Raw genomic sequence first — 17,196 nt, forward strand, 5'->3', positions numbered from 1 at the left:
TCATTGGGCTAACATAAACAGCTTCCCACTTCAATTTTTGATAAACATCGGCAAAGCTCTGTGCCATCTGCATCCCAACAGATGTCAACTCCGCATCAGTTTCACCGCAGAAATTACCACTTTGACTAAAAGTAGTTTCTCCATGTCGCAGTAAATATAAATTGAGTGTCATAGCTTGTATCGCGATTGGGATAACCGAGTGTGTGCAAAAATAAAATACCATCAATCTCGCAATAGACTGTGTGACACCAGGACAAAGTAATCAACCAAAAAAGTTAATTAACCATAAACTTTTAACAACAAATGCTCCTGTGAACTGTTCCGCGTGTTAGAACACAGAGCGATCCCCTCTATACTCGTTCTCAACCCTAGCAGGAGCATAGGCAACTCCAAGGCGATCTTCGTTCATAATGAGTGTATGGATAGATTTAACTTCAAGTTGTTCAGACGGTTTTGGGCGATCGCCAAACCCTACTGGTTTAGGTCAGAAAAATGGTCATCACTGGGTTTGCTGTTGCTCTGTGTACTACTGTTACTAGCATACACAGGTCTTGCTGTTGTCCTTAACGCCCAGCAGGGGGCTTTAATTTCTGCTCTTTCAGCCAAAGATGAGCCGAGATTTGCTCTAGCTATACAGATTTTCATTGCTGTGCTGGTTCTTTATGCACCGCTTTTAGCTGGCTACAACTATTTGCAAGACCGTCTAGGTCTTTCCTGGCGACGGTGGCTTACGAATAGTTTTCTAGATAATTACTTCAGCAATCGCGCTTTTTATCACCTCAATAGCTCAAATACAGAGATTGACAATCCCGATCAGCGGATTGCTGAGGATATCAGAAGCTTTACTCAAGATTCTCTCAAGTTTTTGCTGATCTTTGTAGGAGCTATCCTCAAGGTGATTGCTTTTAGTGGGGTTTTGTGGGGAATATCCAAGTCTCTGGTTGTTTTTCTGGTTATTTACGCCTTGGCTGGTACAATTTTGACCACAGGAGTTTTTGGTAGACCTCTAGTTCAACTCAATTTTGAGCAACTGAAAAAAGAAGCTAACTTTCGCTTTGGCTTAATTCGCATCCGTGAAAATGCCGAATCAATTGCCTTTTACCGGGGGGAACAGCAGGAGTCAAACCAGCTAAAAAACAGATTTATGGAGGCGTTTGATAATTTTAAGCAACTGATATTGTGGGAACTCAATCTCAATGTTTTGACCAATGCTTATGAATTTATCCCCTTCATTATCCCAGCACTGGTTGTTTCCCATAGTGTCTTTGCAGGGGAAATAGAGGTGGGAAAAATTACAGAAGCGCAAGGGGCATTTGTGCGAGTATTTTTCTCGTTAAACGTGATAGTGTCTCGCTTACAGTCTCTAGCAACTTTTGGAGCGGGGATTGACCGTCTCTATAGCTTTGCTGAGTACTTGGAACCCCCCGACAAAGAAAATCAGCAACTTGATGAGACTCCCACTATTGATATAGTAGAGGATTCCCGTTTAGCTATCTCCCACCTGACCTTACAAACACCAAACAATCAAAGAACTTTGATTCAGGATTTATCGGTGGAGTTGCCATCACGTCAAGGACTGTTGATTACAGGACCGAGTGGCTGTGGAAAGAGTTCTCTGCTGCGTGCGATCGCCGGGTTGTGGAATACAGGTACTGGTGTCATTGTACGACCAAAACTGAATGAGATGCTATTTTTACCGCAACGTCCTTACATGATTTTAGGAACCTTACGCGCTCAGTTACTTTATCCCCATACTGATGTTGATATTAATGACTCTGAACTCAAACAAGTACTGCAACAAGTGAATCTATTTGACTTGGATGAACGCTACGGTGGTTTTGATGTAGAACAAGATTGGGCGGCTGTGCTATCTTTGGGAGAGCAACAACGTGTTACCTTCGCCCGTATATTGCTCAACAAACCCCCTTATGCAATCTTAGATGAAGCGACGAGTGCTTTGGATCTGAACAATGAAGAGGGCTTATATCAGCATTTGCAAACATCTGGCACAACTTTTATCAGTGTTGGTCATCGCCCGAACTTAGTAGAGCGCCACCAATTAGTATTGGAGTTATCTGAAGAGCGAAACTGGCTCCTCAAGCAATCGCAAGTGGCAAAAAGCGAAGCGTAGAAACCTTCACGCCTTGAAACTGGAGCTTCATTGGTAATATTCCAATTTCAGGTAAATAGACCACAGCCGTAGGGGCGCAAGGCATTGCGCCCCTACCAACGGTGTGGTTCATTTAGGTGAAAACTGCTGGAATCAAAATAAAGAAAACTCTTTACAAAGTCCAATTGATTGTTTAGACTGAGGTTTATAAAGAAAAAACTTTAGAAAGTGGTGATGAGTAGACTATTCCCTTTCCACTCTAAACTTACCGATACTTGTAGGAGGCATTGCCCACCCTACTTTCATAGGTAACCTGAGAAGCGAGAAGGGAGTAGTTGAGTTCCCTAGACTGTCTATTGAGAGTTGTGTATGAAATTGCCCATATCCCTTACTGAATGTCATACTGAATGCTATGAATGACAGAAGTTTTTACTTGATAGCAGCATTGATTGGTGGCGCTGTGTTACCCGTTCAGGTTGCTCTTAACACTCTTCTGAGACGTTATGTTGGTCAGCCAATGCAAGTGACTTTTATTTCATATCTTGCTGGCACTCTGGCATCGCTTGCTATTTGTTTCTTTGCCCGTTATCCAAGCCCTAACTGGGCTTCACTATCTCAAACCTCTTGGTGGATGTGGATAGGCGGTTGTTTGGGAACTCTTTATGTCTGGTCAACTATTTTTGCCACACCAAAAATTGGAGCAGCACTAACGTTGGCTCTCACAATCGCCGGACAGATGATTGCAGCGCTTTTTTTGGATCATTTTGGTGCAATTGGATTGACTAGATATCCAGCTAGCCCATTACGGATTGCAGGTATCATGTTCGTAATTATTGGGGTTTCTTTCGTTGCTGCTGCTAAAAAGTAAATATCTGTAACTAAGATAAGCGATCGCTATGTGGGAAAGAAGAGATAAAAGCGTGTAAAAATCTCTAAAACGATGACAAATGACCAGTGACAAATAACAAATGACAAATAACTATGACACAAACTTTTGACACTATAACAAGTAAAGATTGCTATGTTCGTGTTGCTTCTGTTGCAGATGTCCGAGCAGCAGGTGGCGTGTTAGTTCATGTAGACAAGTATGCGATCGCACTTTTCTACTCGGACAACAAGATTTATGCGATCGATAACCGATGTCCTCATATGGGTTTTCCCCTCCATGGGAGTACTTGTAAAGATGGAATTGTGACTTGTCCTTGGCACTATGCTCGCTTTGATTTGGCTAGTGGTGGAACATTTGATTCTTGGGCAGATGATGTCCGTGCCTTTCGTGTAGAGATTCGGGATAGCGAAGTGTGGGTAAATTTAGCATCTCAAGTAGATCCTTTCGTTCATCAACGTCAGAGGCTTCAAGATGGATTAGAACAAGGTATTTCCCTTGTCATTGCCAAATCTGTCATAGCTTTGCTAGATATGGGAGCAGATTCTATCGAACCATTCCGAATTGGATTAGAATTTGGCACTCGTTACAACAAAGAAGGTTGGAGTACCGGCTTGACAATACACACCTGCATGATGAACTTATTACCTTACTTAGATGCAGAAGATCGACCTCTCGCTCTTTATCAAGGGCTTTCAGCAGTAGCCCGTGATAGTGGAAGTGCGCCGCCTCACTTTGTAGTTCACCCATTACCCAATTCCAATGTTGACTTGACTACCCTTAAAAACTGGTTCCGTCAATTCATTGAAAGACGGGATAGCGAAGCAGCAGAACGATGCATCATATCTGCAATTCATATGGGTGCAGAGAAAACGCAAATTGCAGATATGTTGTTTGCTGCTGCAACAGACCATCGTTTTATTGATGTCGGTCACGTGCTTGATTTTATCAATAAAGCATTAGAAGCACTAGATGCCGTCAATTGGCAACAAGCAGAGCAAGTGTTAGCCAGTTTAATTTCTGGCTTAGCAAATGCCTCTCGTATGGAGGAGTCAAATTCTTGGCGTTATCCAGTAGATTTAGTAGCCATATTGGAATCTGCATTTGACGAGTTACCTGATGCTTTGAAGGAAGGACAATCCCGACAAGGAAGTTGGTCTAATCGAGAACAGTTAATTCCAATTCTTTTGGGTGAAAATGCTCAAGCAATAGCCGATGCACTGTTAACAGCTTTGCGAGAAGGTTGTACTGAAGAGCAATTAGCAAGTGTTGTTAGCTATGCAGCAGCTTTGCGTGTTGCTCGCTTTCATACCAATAATGATTTTGGAGATTGGGATACAGCACACCATCCTTTTACCTTTGCCAATGCAGTTCATCAAGGATTGCGGCGTGTTGCTTCTTTGGAGTTACTTCGAGGCGTGTTTGATGCAGCAATGAGTGTATATCTCAACCGTTTTCTAAATGTTCCACCAGCCCGACTCCCAGAACCAAAGGACTTAGTAGAAAATCCAGACGAATTGCTCCATCGCCTCCCAGATTTGTTGGATCGACAACAGCAAGTTAACGAAGTCGGGCGGTTAGTCGCTCATTACTTGTACGGTGGCGGCGAACCAGAACGGTTGATGGCAGTTCTTGGTAAGTTAATGCTACGAGAAAATCGAGATTTCCACGTAATTCAGGAAATAGAAGCAGCTTTCCGACAATATTCTTTGTTAGGACATACTCCTGATGGGATTCACGTACTGATAGCCGCATCTCGGTATTTAGCAGCACACTCACCTACCATGCGATCGCAAGCCCAAACCTATGACATGGCTCATCGATTGCACAAGGGCGATCGTTTGTTTGAAGATGGGGACTAGGGATTGGCGATTGGCGATTGAGGAATGTCACTGGTCACCACTCGTTCCCAGGCTCCGCCTGGGAATGCAGATCGAGAGGCTCCGCCTCGCGTGTTAGGTTCAAGCAGAAGAGGCAGAGCCTCCAGGTAGGCATTCCCAGGTAGAATCTGGTCACTGGTCACTGGTCACTGGTCACTGATTTCGATGCCTACTTCTCCTACCGTACATTCACCAATGACTGTAGAAAAGCCATATCCCTCAGCTACAAGTTGTTCTAAAATAGCCGGAGCGCTTTCTGGTGCTACAGAAAGTAACAAACCGCCACTTGTTTGAGGATCTGCTAGCAGTAAAGTTTCCCATTCAGCCAAAGAGTTACGTAACCCTGCTTGCTGAATTTCAGACTGGTAACTGTCCCAATTACGTTTTGCAGCACCCGGAAAAATCCCTTGCGATGCTAAAGCTTTAGCTTCTGGTAAAATCGGAACCTGAGAAAATGAGATTTTAGCTCTGATTTCACTACCTCGGCAAATCTCTAATAAATGACCAAGCAGCCCAAATCCCGTTACATCAGTCATGGCATGAACATCAGGATGAGTTGCTAGAGTAGCTCCCACTTTATTTAACTGTGTCATCACCTTAAGAACTGATTCGTAAGCATCTGGCGTCAATTTACCTTTCTTCAGGGCTGTCGTCATGACTCCAATACCCAAAGGCTTCGTCAAAATCAGCTTGTCTTTTGGTTTTGCAGTGGCGTTTCGTCGCACAGACATTGGATGCACTAATCCGGCAGCAACTAAGCCAAAAATGGGTTCTGGAGAATCAATAGAATGCCCACCTGCCAGTGGAATCCCTGCTTCCTGACAAACTGTTGCTCCACCTAGCATAATGCCTCGAATTGCTTCCATCGGTAAAGTGTTGATTGGCATACCCAACACTGCTAGAGCTAAAATTGGCTTTCCACCCATGGCGTAGACATCAGACAAAGCGTTTGTCGCTGCAATTCGTCCAAAATCTACTGGTTCATCCACAATGGGCATGAAAAAATCTGTTGTCAAGACTAAGGCTTGGTTATCGTTTATTTGATAAACTGCCGCATCATCACTCGTTTGAGTACCTACTAGTAGTTGCTCTAACCCTTGGTTTAAGGGAACTTTGCGTAAGATTTCCTGCAATTGGGCAGGAGCAATTTTGCAGCCACAGCCACCACCATGAGAGTACTGAGTGAGGCGAATCATAACTCATTGTTTCCTTAGTTTTGTAATTCTATCATAACTGTATTGTGCTAGTAATTGCGATTTTCCTGATCGCGACTCTCTTTCATCTCTCATTCCTAGTCTCTGACTGGAAACTTATTTATTAAAGATCTTGCTGCTTGATAGGAATTTGAATGAGAAATTGTGTTCCCCCTCCTGGTGTGGAAACACATTCCAACTGACCCTTATGTTTGTCAACAATGATTTGATAACTAATAGCTAACCCCATTCCCCTGCCTTTGCCCACAGGTTTGGTTGTAAAAAATGGGTGGAAAATTTTCTGGCTAACCGTTTCATCCATGCCAACACCATTATCTGCAATGCGAATTTTTACCTGTGAAGGCGAGCAAAATTGGGAAGCGCTCGCTTCGCTGCTGCACTCCGTGCAGATCGCAATTTGACCGGGATTGTTTGCTATTTCTTGATAAGTGCGCTCGCGAATATGCTCTTCCACGGCATCAATTGCATTGGTGAGGATATTCATAAACACTTGATTGAGTTGTCCGGCGTAGCATTCCACCAATGGCAAATTGCCGTAATCTTTAATGACCTCAATTTCAGGACGCTCTGGTCTGGCTTTGAGCCGATGTTGTAGAATTAGCAGTGTACTCTCAATGCCCGCGTGCAGGTCAACAGCTTTAAGTTCTGCCTCATCCATGCGCGAGAAGATGCGAAGCGACTGTACAATTTCTCGAATTCGCTCGGTTCCCATCTTCATTGAAGTCAGGATTTTGGGCAAGTCCTTTTTGATAAACTCTAAATCGAAATCGGCGATAGTCTGTTCAATTTCTAAGTCGGGTTGTGGATACTTTTGCTGATATAAATGAATCACATCAAGTAAATCTCTCACGTACTCGTTGAGATGAAAAACATTACCGTGAATAAAGTTCACTGGATTGTTGATTTCGTGAGCAATACCCGTCACTAACTCCCCCAGACTTGACATTTTCTCAGTTTGTATCAACTGAGATTGAGTTTGGGCAAGGTGTTCTAAGGCTTCAAGTAATTCCTGCGTTCGTTCTACAACTCGTTGCTCTAGGCGATCGCTTGCTTGCTTTAGTTCGTGGGTTCGTTGTGTCACCTTCAGTTCTAACAGTTGATTGGCAGTTTCCGCTTCAGCTTTAGCTCGCTTCAATCGGGATTGTTCGACGGATTGCACGTACACCAAAACAGCAATCAGCATTCCCGCCAAACTCACAACAGCGACTGCAATGCCATCCAACCAGCTCAGTTTAGATTCAATATTGTCACGCGGAATCACCAAAGCCACCGACCAGTTAGCATTCTTTAAAGGCATAAAAGCAATATAAAACTGCTTCGCTTTGATTTGGATTAACTCAATGGCTTGCTTTCGCGCTACCATCTGTCGAGCAACCTTCGCTAAACTTGGCTCAGATGATTCTAGTAAACTAGGGGCGGGTTTTTCCACAGTTGACATTAAGGCAGCATTGGGATGAACGATCGCTCGCCCGTCAGAGGTGAGGGCAAAAGCATAGCTACCAGGACCGTACTTTAAACGGTTGACTGCTTGAGATACGCGATCTACTTTTACCGCTCCATGCACAACACCAATGGGTGAACTCGATAAACTCCCACTCTTTGAAATAGGAGCAGATATGATAATGGATGGAAATCCAGTTGACCGACTAATTATCGGGTCATCAACATAAATTTCTCCCGACATCGCCTTTTGGAACCACCGACGATCTCGAACATTTACCCGTTGGTTTGTAGCAGTATTATTACGCCAACCATCCGGTGTAGTTAGCCCGAACCTAGAAAAATCCTCGATTCGAGCATCTTCTGCTTTTAAATAAGACCGAGCAACTGACCAATTGACCGAACGAACTTGCTCTGTATAAGCTAACATCTCAACTCTAGCTTTGAGAGTTGCCAACCAACTATCAATTTCATCAGTACCATGCTCAACCTTTGACAGAGCGTTTTGCTGCAAGTTCAAGAGCGTTAGCTCTCGCATCACCTGGTAGCTGAAGAAAGCTCCAATACTTACCCCTAACGCTGTACCCCCCACAACAAGATGAGACAGTAAGTTGCGCCCGGATTTCGTTTGGCTGTATGTAAGGAGCGATCGCCATGTCAATTTAGTATTTTTAGCGATTGGTCGATGGTGTTTGAATGTAGGCATGGACAGTTAGAAAGGAGCAGGAGCAATGTGAACTACTCCTAAGATGCCCATTTCTCTCTTCTTTCTAACTCCTAAGTCTATTTGAACGCACGCCATCTTTCGATTTCACACTTAAGTCTAATGTAATGCACGATCGCTTCTGCAGTCGGAACATTAGTTGCAATTAGAACTTGGTTGATATTACATACTCTCAACAGCGCTTCTTCATTTGCTTGACTAGACTGAGGTGTCATAAAATCTCGCAAGAAAATTACTGCTAAAATATCTCCGTTTGCAACCATAGAAGCAATAGCTTGATATCCTCCAGATGTTGTAGCAGGAATTTGCTTAATAGAAGTACTTAAATGTTTATCCAATCTTTCGCTAATCGAAGGAGGTGCAAGTGTCAGGTATTGTGAGAAAAACTCTTGATGTTGAGCAACAAATTGCTCCAGATCCGCTCTCTTACTTTCATGAGCTATAAGTGCTATATATTTTGTAGAAATAATTGAGGAGATTTGAGAAGTTGCTACGGGTGCTTGTTCAGAAGTAACAGGAGATTCAACATGATTTGGTTGTGCGATAAGCTGGGTACAGCTTGCGCTTCGCGACGCGCTTGTTTCAGACTCTTCAGAAGATGCTTGACCAACCAGTACAGATATATTTTCTGTCTCTTCAGGTGTTTGAGCTAATTCTTGAGAGATGTCTACTACTTCAGGTGTTTGAGTAGTAGTTGTATCAGAAGTAATTACTTCAGGTACTAGATTCGTGTTTTCCGAAATTACTAGTTCTTGGTCTACTTGAGAAGCTATATTAGTGGCTTGAGGATCTGTGATTTCTTCTAATAGCTCGGAAGATTGAATATTAGTTTCTAAAGGAACTTCACTGACTATCTCAAAATGTTGAATTATTTTCTCAGATTTAGCTACTTCGCTGACTATCTCTGAATTTTCTACTATTTCTTCAGACTTAGCTACTTCTTGAGGTTGAATAAAAGTGTTTTCCTGAACACTTGTTTTTTCTTCAGCACTCATGACTTCAGGAGTATCAATTTCCTCTGCTTCAGCCACTTCTGAGGGTTGAGCAAAAGTGACTTCGCGATAAGCCGGGTACGGCTTGCGCCAAGGGCGATCGCGAGTTTCTTCTATACTAATAACTTCAGAGGAGTTAGTTTCTTTTAATTCATCTACTTCTTGGCTTTGAACAAAAGTAACTTCTTGAACGCTAGTTGTTTCTTCAATACTAATGTCTTGAGAAATGTTATTTGTAGATTGAATATTTGAAGCAGGGAATTCAGTGACTTTTTCTGGTGCTAAATTTTCTAAAGAATCTGATACATCATTAACAACTTCTTGAGGTGGCTCGGCTACTTCATAATTCTCTAATCTTGCAGCTTCGCGCCAACCCGATATTACTGTAGCATCTAAACTTTTACAGACTGTTTCTGGTAAATCTTCAGGGACTAAATTAATTTCTTCCATCATGAGAACAAATTCACCCATGCGAATAATGTCCCCTACCTTTAATTTGTAGCTTTGATTGGTCTGAGCCAGATGGCCATTAACTATTGAACCATTTCTACTACCTAAATCGTAGAAGTAGTACTCTCCCTCTTGATACAAAAACTTACCATGCAACCGACTGACATCAGGGCTGTCTATGACTAAATCCGCATTAGGAGAACGACCAACTATGCATTCACCTGCTACTCTGGTTGCTAGAGCTAAGTTAAGTTCCTTGACTTCATTGAGTGTTTGTGAATTAAGAACTTTTACTTTCATAATAACAATTTTAGTGATGAGAGTTTTTGTAAAATTTGAAAGTTTTTTATAGCAATTTCCAGATTCATGAGGTATATAAAGAAATAATTAACCGCAGCCTGTAGCGGATGGACGCAGATAAATTTGTACCTCAGCAGATTAGGAAACGCTATATCTACTTTTGATTAATTTTATTGATTTCTGCTACCCAACGTTGACGGGTAGAGTGTTCTAAATTGAGAATATTATCTTGCGACCAGTGAAAGTGGTAAGCAATAAACGCTACCTCCTCATACAACATATCCGAGGGGTAGCTTATGACTCCCCCGCTAGTTCTAGCTCCACTGAAAATTCAGTATTGCAATGGGGACATTGAGTGGGAATATGAGCGTTTCCTTGTTGGTTAACTCGATTGTAAAATTCTCTAAGATAAGCCAAGTCACTAACTACAAGCCCTTCGAGTAAATTAGGACTAACAGAAGTAAGGCTACCTAAACGAGTAATTACCCGTGAAAGCATTACTAAGACTCCATAAGCGGAATTTTCTTGAACTTTACGCTCTGTTTGTACTAATATTTCATCTAATGCAGTTGCTAGACGCATAACTCCCTGACGATGGACTCGGTTTTTGGTATCGACTAGACCTTTGGGGAGGGTAAAAGCAAATTCAGTGCAGAGAGAATCCTTACGACTCATACATAGTTAAAGATAAAGAATTAATTATTTAACTGATAACTATAGTTTCAGAACTGTTAACAGTGTTTTCTGTAATGGTGGTATTATTTTCCAAGCCATTAATGTGACGATAAAAGTCTTGTAGGTAACTTAAATCTTGAGCAAAAAAATTTTCTACTACCAGAGGAGTTACTTCAGATAATGCTCCCAAACAGGTAATGACACGAGACAGGATAATTATCGTAGCATAAGCAGGGTTTGACTTAACACGAGGGTCGCGCAAAGGAGATATTTCATCTATGGCAGTAGCTAGCCGCATGATTCCTTTGCGATGGAGATTACCATCAGGATCTAGGTAGCCTTTAGGTAATGTAAATTCAAACTCGGTTTGAAACATATAGCTTCCCACTACTTCACTCTTTTAAATTCCTCGAAAGCAATTTCGACTTCCTCAATTTCTATTTCTGTACTGCGGGCATTAACATCAGTAATTTTGTAACTACTAGCCCAAGCCCCTGTTAATTCAAATCTTGCAATTTCAACGCTTGCTTGATTATAAATAGACAAAGCAACTAGTCGGCGTTGCTTAGCCCAATTACCCATTTGGATGGATTGAACCCAATTCCAAAGCTCCATAGAACTAGTCATACCTCTACGTAGGGTGAGATTACCAATTTTGGCATTGCCAGGAAGTTTAGTTCTCACTACCTGTGCTTTCTGTGCTGCACCTCCCCCTTTGTTGGCGGTCACTTCACAGATTTCGATGGGAGCTTGAGTTACTTGAAACCCCCGACACTCCAAAAAGTGACAATCGATTGTAGAGCCATCAAGTGTTAATCCGAGATAGAAACGAGATGCTGTGAGAATTTCTGGAAGTTCGTTTGTTGGCACTGTTTGTCACTCCTGCAACACTTTACTTGGGCATGAAATACACATCTGGTGAAGAAGGATTGAGGAACGAGACCTAACAATTTGATTCAATGTTGGGTTTCAATGTTGGGTTTCGTTCCTCAACCCAACCTACGATATCTTATAAATTATCTCTGAGTATTATTCATTTAACACGTTTGATGCCTTCATGAACCAACTCTATGGTTTCATTAGCCATATCGCCACCAGAAGCAGTTAAGGTAGGACCTGTATATTTGCATGGGTAGCAATTGATAATATTCCACCGTGCCTGCTCCTTGCTGTTCTGATCGTAAGCAACTACTGAAGCAGTTTTACGATTCTGAGACCAATTGCGAGGATCTCCCATATCTTCGTTACACTTCTGGTACCAGTCATAAAGGTCTTTATCGACAGTTGCGATCACTTTGAGTGTAATGTTGGTAAATTTTACTACTGTAGGAGTAGCTTGACGTCTAATCCTAGCATCTTTACTGGAACCGTGAATTTCTTGAGATGGAGTATTTTCAATTCCAAGTCCACTAATTTCTTTGATAAATTTATCAGTAATTTGATCTGCCTCAAAGTAGAATTTACAAGCGGTCAAATATTCGCCAGCCATGTTTGGACTCCTAATGAATTAATTGGATTAATGGGATAATGCTGCTACTCGTCGTCAATACCATTCCATTGACTAATACGGAAGACGATAAACTCGGCGGGTCTTACGGGGCAAATACCGACTTCAATATACAAACGACCGAGTATCTGGGTTTCTGGAGGGTTCAATTCTTCATCACATTTGACATAGAATGCTTGCTCTGGTGTTGCTCCAAATAAAGCTCCTTCACGCCACAGACGTTCCAGGAAGTTGTTGACGGTACGCCGCACTCTTGCCCACAAGTCTTCGTCATTGGGTTCAAAGACTGCCCATTGCGTACCTAATTCTATGGATTTTTCAATGTAGCTAAACAACCGACGCACACTAATATAACGCCACTCAGTTTTATCGGGTTCAACTAAGGTACGTGCTCCCCAGATGCGAATACCTCGATTGGGAAAGTTACGAATGCAGTTAATACCGAGGGGGTTTAAGAGTTCTTGTTCGCGAAAATTGATATCATAGCTCAAGCCGATTACGCCTCTTGGGACTTCGTTTGCAGGTGCTTTATAAACTCCTCGGGTTTCATCTGTTCTTCCCCAAACACCCATAATATGACCGCATGGAGGTACAAGTATTGGTCTACCACCGTTACGCGGGTTAGGAACTTTAATCCAGGGGTAATACAGTGCGGCAAACATTGAGCGACGGTTGAAGCTTCTTTGCAGCCAATCAACAACTTCTTGGGGTTTGACGCGATCGTGTGGTGGGTCGAGTACAACCATGCGATTGGGTGGATTGGGAATATCACCACTAGCAGAACCTTCACACATGCTAATCATGAGTTCCATGATGCCGTGGACTTGCTCTAAGTTCATCACTCCAACTTCATAAGCCCGCATGAGATCGGGACAAGCTAGCATGGTGATTTCATCAATCTCGAAAATACCGCGCACGCCTGTGCGATCGTCTCGTACTCCCTCGACATCTTGTGAAAAACGATCTGGTGAAGAGGTGACAAGTGCAGGTGTTAGCTCATACTGACCATTTGCAGGTCGTCGCGCCAGAGGTTGTCCAGATTGCGAGGAGTCCGTGACGTTGACATACAAGGAGTTTCGTAAAGCTGCGATCGCATAGGTTGCTACACTCGGTGCTAGTTCGCGGTTCATGCTCAAGTGTTCGTACTGTTCTAGAACTTCCTCACCGCGACGAATTTGCACTGTAAAATACTCACCCGTGTTTGGTGGTGCTTCTCCTTCAGTACCTTCAGGAAGGGGGAGGGGCGTACTGTCATCAATCGCAATACTAACCGCCCCAAGAGCTACCTGTTCGGAGCGTAGGGTAAAGGTGAGGGAAGGACGATTTCCTCGACCAGTAATTTGTATGGACGGAGCCTCTGGTGCAGCAGCTCTCGAAGCGGCTGGTAATTGAGTACCAATACTGGTAATCCAGCAACGACCACCACCATTCATGAAATAGCCGTAAACTGCAAAAGGTAAATAGGCATTGAAGTCAGTAAAGCCGTCAGAGTTGTTACGAGCAAAGTAGTTGAGATATTGCGTCCAATTGGTGACTAACATAGGCTTAAACAACTCAGCCCCGCCACGCACATCTTCTGTAAAGCCTACAAATCCGGCTATTGCTGTACTAACACCTTCTATCGGTCGGCTCCCTCTGTCTATTTCTTCAATGTAAACACCAGGAGCTTTGTAATCAAGTCTTGCCATGAAAGTCTCTCCTTAAGGGAATTAGGGATTAGGGATTGGCGATTGGGGATTTTGGCAGTAGGGATGTTTGCCCGGTTAGTTTTTCTGAATGACTGAGGTGGGTGTGAGTAAGATTTCTTTAACTGTATAATTTGAGCTATCTATTAGGACATTGCAGGTTTGAGGTTGGTAACCAGAACAAGTAAGCAATAATACATAATTGCCCAGTCTTAAATCTTCAAAAAAGAACAGCCCTTCTCGATCGCTAATTGCTAATTTTTCGACCCCATTAACTTTAATTTCTGTTTTAGCAAGCGGCTGCTTTGTAACTGCATCTTTGACAATACCAGCGATCGCTACCCGCTTATTTAATACTTTGCTATTACCATTGCCATTTTTTTGCAGATTGTCATGCACGCTAATAACTCGCTCCCAAACCAAAGGTATGGAAGTACTTTGTGGTTCAAAAGGTACTGTAACTGTTATGTACAAGGCTGGACGCAAGGGAACATTGAGAGCGCTCCATAAAGAACCTACTTCAACTTGTGATTCCACAGACACCGCCAAGGATAAATTACCATAACCACGCAATTCAGGAGCTAAAAATTCCTCACGTAGCGATCGATGGCGTAGCAGCAAGGTTAATGCTTCAGTTAAAAGCCGATGTTCGCCTAAAGTCGTACTATCCCAAGCCGTTAACATTAACGACACATCAAACCAACTCGGAGGCCAAGTCACAGAAACAGGTTGTAAGCCAGATTGTGTAACTTTTCGCTCTACTTGCCTACCAGAATGTTGTACTTGCTTACTTTCGCGAATGTCATAAAAGTACAAATTGACAACAGGTCCACTGCTCTCGTCCCTACGACTTCCTGGACGACTAAAGTCAATTTGCTCGGTACTATTGAGGGAAGTTCCTCCAGCTAAGATAGACGATAGTGTATGAAGAAGAGAGATAAGCATGAAGCTGTCACAGAACCATGGAGATGCTCTTAGACTAAATCCATTTAATAGTTGAAGGTAATTAGACTTTTGTCGAGGTTTGCTCCATAAGAAAAAATACTGGCTAAGGGTAATTAGTATTTATACTGTATAAAAATGAGTCACATTATTAAGTTTTTTTAAAAAAACCACTTATTAGCAGATACAAAACTTATATAGACTGTATAATTTCTCTAGACTATACTTAAGTAGTATTGTGACAAAAACTAAATATTATCCGGCTAGAGTTTATTTTAATTGAGAGCGGGGCATTTATCGTTAAGTAAAAAATCATACGAAATATCGGCTTAACAAATTAAGTAGTGAGTTTAGCTATGGTAATAGGCTCCTCCGTCCCATGCATAATGGCTGGTTCTAAATCTTTGCTGTCTTCAAAACTTCAAAGTTTCTGTCAGGTACAAATAGAACAGTTAACCATTCAATCTCCTATTGTTTTCGCTCGGATTGTTTATTACGATCCAATAAGTAAAACTCATCAGGAAGTTATTAACTATGCGCGATCGCAACCTTCTTTTTCTCACAATACCTTAGCGTATTTAAAGTCAGAAGAGTGGTTGTTAGAATTACCTCCTGTTTTAACATTACATGAAGTCAATTTGTTTTTTGCTGCCAATTCTTATATTTGTACCATAGGATATAGGAATCAACAACCTGAGTATATTCAAATATTAACAGAAGCAACTTTACCAGTTAGTTTGCAAAATTATGTAAAGCAATGTGCTATTTTACTGAACAATTATTTAGACCTTTATTGGGAGTGCGAGCAACACAAATCCGAAATTCAATTGCTTGAGCAGATAATTCAACGTGCGGGACATCAATTACGTAACAATTTAGGATTAATTGGTCTGTATGCACAAAATTTATATTTAGGATTAAAAAATGATTTTTGGCAAGAACAAGCATCAATTATTTGTGAAAGTATACAAGAACTAGATAATAATCTTACGGAATTGATTTATTGCGGTCAAAGTACAAAATTAAGAGTCAGTCTTCAGGATTTGCGTACTTTAGTTTTAGATAGTGTCAAAGGGTTACAGCCTTTAATTAATCAAAAGCATCTACAAATCTGTTTGCCTAATAGTTCTAATTTTTTGGAAATAGACTATTTACAAATGAAGCAGGTTTTTGAAAATTTACTTAGTAATGCTGTTTACTTTAGTCCTCAGTATGGAACTATTACTTGTAGTTGGCAAGTTTTTCAAAGTGAAGTACTTATTAAAATAAGTGACCAGGGTTCGGGACTGTCACAGCAAGATTTGCAAAAGATATTTACTCCTTTTTATTCGCGGCGTGCTGGAGGTACGGGGCTAGGTTTGACCATTGCCAAGAAAATTATTCTTGACCATCAAGGAAGTATTTGGGGTCAAAATTTGCCAACTGGAGGTGCTCAATTTTCTTTAATATTACCCCGAAATAAGATTTTGTAACAAAAGTCAAGTAGGGTGGGCATTGCCCACCAAAAGCATCATGCGAGTATTGCTTACCAAAAGCATTATGTAGGCAATGTCCAACCCACGTACATTTGAAAAATTAAATAAGAGTTTTATAGAAAAGTATGTCCAATTCTCAAAAAATTTCTGTTTTATTAGTAGATGACGAACAACGTTTTCGCCAAGGGTTGCAAATATTGCTTAACTTTTATAGTACAAATCAAGCATTATTATTAGAGATTGTGGGTGAAGCTACTTCACCAGAACAAGCATTAAAACTTACAATCCAAAAACATCCAAACTTAATTTTGCTTGATATGGAATTAGCAGGAGGTAGTGGAATTACATTCCTTTCAAATTTAAAAGAAATTTCTTATAATGGTAAAACTTTAGTATTGTCAGCGCATCAAGAAGATGACTGGATCTTCCGTGCAATGCAAGCAGGAGCCGCTGGTTACGTTTATAAAAATCGTTTGGTAACTCAATTACATGAGGCTATTACCACCGTAATAAAATCTGAAATATATCTACCTTCAGATGTTGCAAGTAAATTTTTTCGTTGTTTCCAAGCATATTCCGAGTCTAGTTTACAAGCAAGACAAAAAGTCCATATAACAGAAAGAGAACAAGAGGTTTTAAGTTTGTTAACACAAGGTGCTTCTAATGAAGAAATAGCTAAACGTTTATATATTACTGTAGCTACTGTTAAAGCTCATTTAACCAATATTTTTGAAAAGTTGAAAGTGACTAGCCGTACTCAAGCTATTGTAGCTGCTTTGAAATTAGGGCTAGTTCAGGCTTAATAATTGTTAATTGTTAGTTGATAGTAGTTAGTCGTTGGTGGTTGGTAGTAATCAATTACTCCCGAACCGCCAAAAGATTACCTAAACAGGTAGGGTGGGCACTGCCAACCGTT

17 protein-coding genes are annotated in these 17,196 nt (G+C 41.5%); 5 read left to right on the plus strand and 12 right to left on the minus strand.

Going from position 1 to position 17,196, the window contains the following annotated elements; all coding sequences use genetic code 11:
• On the minus strand, nt 1–172 hold a 172-nt coding region (locus ACKTT2_RS09765), incomplete at its 3' end, for a histidine phosphatase family protein (RefSeq protein ID WP_407886213.1).
• Between the two features lie 246 nt (nt 173–418).
• Here ACKTT2_RS09765 and ACKTT2_RS09770 point away from each other — a divergent pair.
• The 3 genes from ACKTT2_RS09770 to ACKTT2_RS09780 all read left to right on the plus strand — a co-directional run bounded on the left by ACKTT2_RS09770 (nt 419) and on the right by ACKTT2_RS09780 (nt 4,858).
• The gene (locus tag ACKTT2_RS09770) at nt 419–2,131 is read left to right on the plus strand and encodes an ABC transporter ATP-binding protein/permease (RefSeq protein WP_407886137.1); all 1,713 of its coding nucleotides are present in this window, start codon (nt 419–421) and stop codon (nt 2,129–2,131) included.
• Nucleotides 2,132–2,522: 391 nt separating this feature from the next.
• The gene (locus ACKTT2_RS09775; protein WP_407886139.1) at nt 2,523–2,978 is read left to right on the plus strand and encodes a DMT family transporter; all 456 of its coding nucleotides are present in this window, start codon (nt 2,523–2,525) and stop codon (nt 2,976–2,978) included.
• A gap of 113 nt (nt 2,979–3,091) precedes the next feature.
• Nucleotides 3,092–4,858: a Rieske (2Fe-2S) protein gene (locus ACKTT2_RS09780; protein WP_407886141.1), complete on the plus strand. Its 1,767-nt coding sequence runs from the start codon at nt 3,092–3,094 to the stop codon at nt 4,856–4,858.
• On the opposite strand, the gene ACKTT2_RS09785 is transcribed toward ACKTT2_RS09780, so the two are convergent.
• From ACKTT2_RS09785 to ACKTT2_RS09835, 11 genes are all read right to left on the minus strand, one after another.
• Complete coding sequence (locus tag ACKTT2_RS09785) at nt 4,855–5,019, minus strand: hypothetical protein (protein WP_407886143.1); 165 nt, start codon at nt 5,017–5,019, stop codon at nt 4,855–4,857. The two genes, ACKTT2_RS09780 and ACKTT2_RS09785, sit on opposite strands and share 4 nt — an antisense overlap.
• A 3-nt stretch (nt 5,020–5,022) precedes the next feature.
• Nucleotides 5,023–6,072, minus strand: a complete 1,050-nt coding sequence (gene selD, locus ACKTT2_RS09790; RefSeq protein ID WP_407886145.1) for a selenide, water dikinase SelD — start codon at nt 6,070–6,072, stop codon at nt 5,023–5,025.
• Nucleotides 6,073–6,193: 121 nt separating this feature from the next.
• The gene (locus ACKTT2_RS09795) at nt 6,194–8,236 is read right to left on the minus strand and encodes a sensor histidine kinase (RefSeq protein ID WP_407886147.1); all 2,043 of its coding nucleotides are present in this window, start codon (nt 8,234–8,236) and stop codon (nt 6,194–6,196) included.
• 77 nt (nt 8,237–8,313) lie between these two features.
• Complete coding sequence (locus tag ACKTT2_RS09800) at nt 8,314–9,996, minus strand: FHA domain-containing protein (protein ID WP_407886150.1); 1,683 nt, start codon at nt 9,994–9,996, stop codon at nt 8,314–8,316.
• A gap of 154 nt (nt 9,997–10,150) precedes the next feature.
• Nucleotides 10,151–10,276 (minus strand): DUF6760 family protein, encoded by a 126-nt coding sequence (locus tag ACKTT2_RS09805; RefSeq protein ID WP_407886152.1) that lies wholly within the window; start codon nt 10,274–10,276, stop codon nt 10,151–10,153.
• A gap of 14 nt (nt 10,277–10,290) precedes the next feature.
• On the minus strand, nt 10,291–10,671 hold the full coding sequence (locus tag ACKTT2_RS09810) for a phage tail assembly protein (RefSeq protein ID WP_407886154.1): 381 nt from the start codon (nt 10,669–10,671) through the stop codon (nt 10,291–10,293).
• Between the two features lie 28 nt (nt 10,672–10,699).
• On the minus strand, nt 10,700–11,047 hold the full coding sequence (locus tag ACKTT2_RS09815; RefSeq protein ID WP_407886157.1) for a hypothetical protein: 348 nt from the start codon (nt 11,045–11,047) through the stop codon (nt 10,700–10,702).
• Nucleotides 11,048–11,058: 11 nt separating this feature from the next.
• Nucleotides 11,059–11,541, minus strand: a complete 483-nt coding sequence (locus ACKTT2_RS09820) for a phage tail protein (RefSeq protein WP_407886159.1) — start codon at nt 11,539–11,541, stop codon at nt 11,059–11,061.
• Nucleotides 11,542–11,704: 163 nt separating this feature from the next.
• Complete coding sequence (locus ACKTT2_RS09825) at nt 11,705–12,160, minus strand: phage tail protein (protein ID WP_407886161.1); 456 nt, start codon at nt 12,158–12,160, stop codon at nt 11,705–11,707.
• Between the two features lie 44 nt (nt 12,161–12,204).
• The gene (locus ACKTT2_RS09830; protein ID WP_407886163.1) at nt 12,205–13,866 is read right to left on the minus strand and encodes a phage tail sheath family protein; all 1,662 of its coding nucleotides are present in this window, start codon (nt 13,864–13,866) and stop codon (nt 12,205–12,207) included.
• 75 nt (nt 13,867–13,941) lie between these two features.
• The gene (locus ACKTT2_RS09835) at nt 13,942–14,808 is read right to left on the minus strand and encodes a Pvc16 family protein (RefSeq protein ID WP_407886165.1); all 867 of its coding nucleotides are present in this window, start codon (nt 14,806–14,808) and stop codon (nt 13,942–13,944) included.
• Between the two features lie 353 nt (nt 14,809–15,161).
• Here ACKTT2_RS09835 and ACKTT2_RS09840 point away from each other — a divergent pair, with 353 nt between their 5' ends.
• Together ACKTT2_RS09840 and ACKTT2_RS09845 are read left to right on the plus strand one after the other, a co-directional pair.
• On the plus strand, nt 15,162–16,277 hold the full coding sequence (locus tag ACKTT2_RS09840) for a sensor histidine kinase (protein WP_407886167.1): 1,116 nt from the start codon (nt 15,162–15,164) through the stop codon (nt 16,275–16,277).
• Between the two features lie 128 nt (nt 16,278–16,405).
• Nucleotides 16,406–17,083 carry a response regulator gene (locus tag ACKTT2_RS09845; RefSeq protein WP_407886169.1) on the plus strand — a complete coding sequence of 226 codons (678 nt, stop codon included), beginning with the start codon at nt 16,406–16,408 and terminating at the stop codon, nt 17,081–17,083.
• The last annotated feature ends 113 nt before the right edge of the window (nt 17,084–17,196 follow it).

It is taken from the genome of Scytonema hankhaensis NUACC26 (assembly GCF_045865695.1).
Lineage (GTDB): Bacteria > Cyanobacteriota > Cyanobacteriia > Cyanobacteriales > Nostocaceae > Scytonema.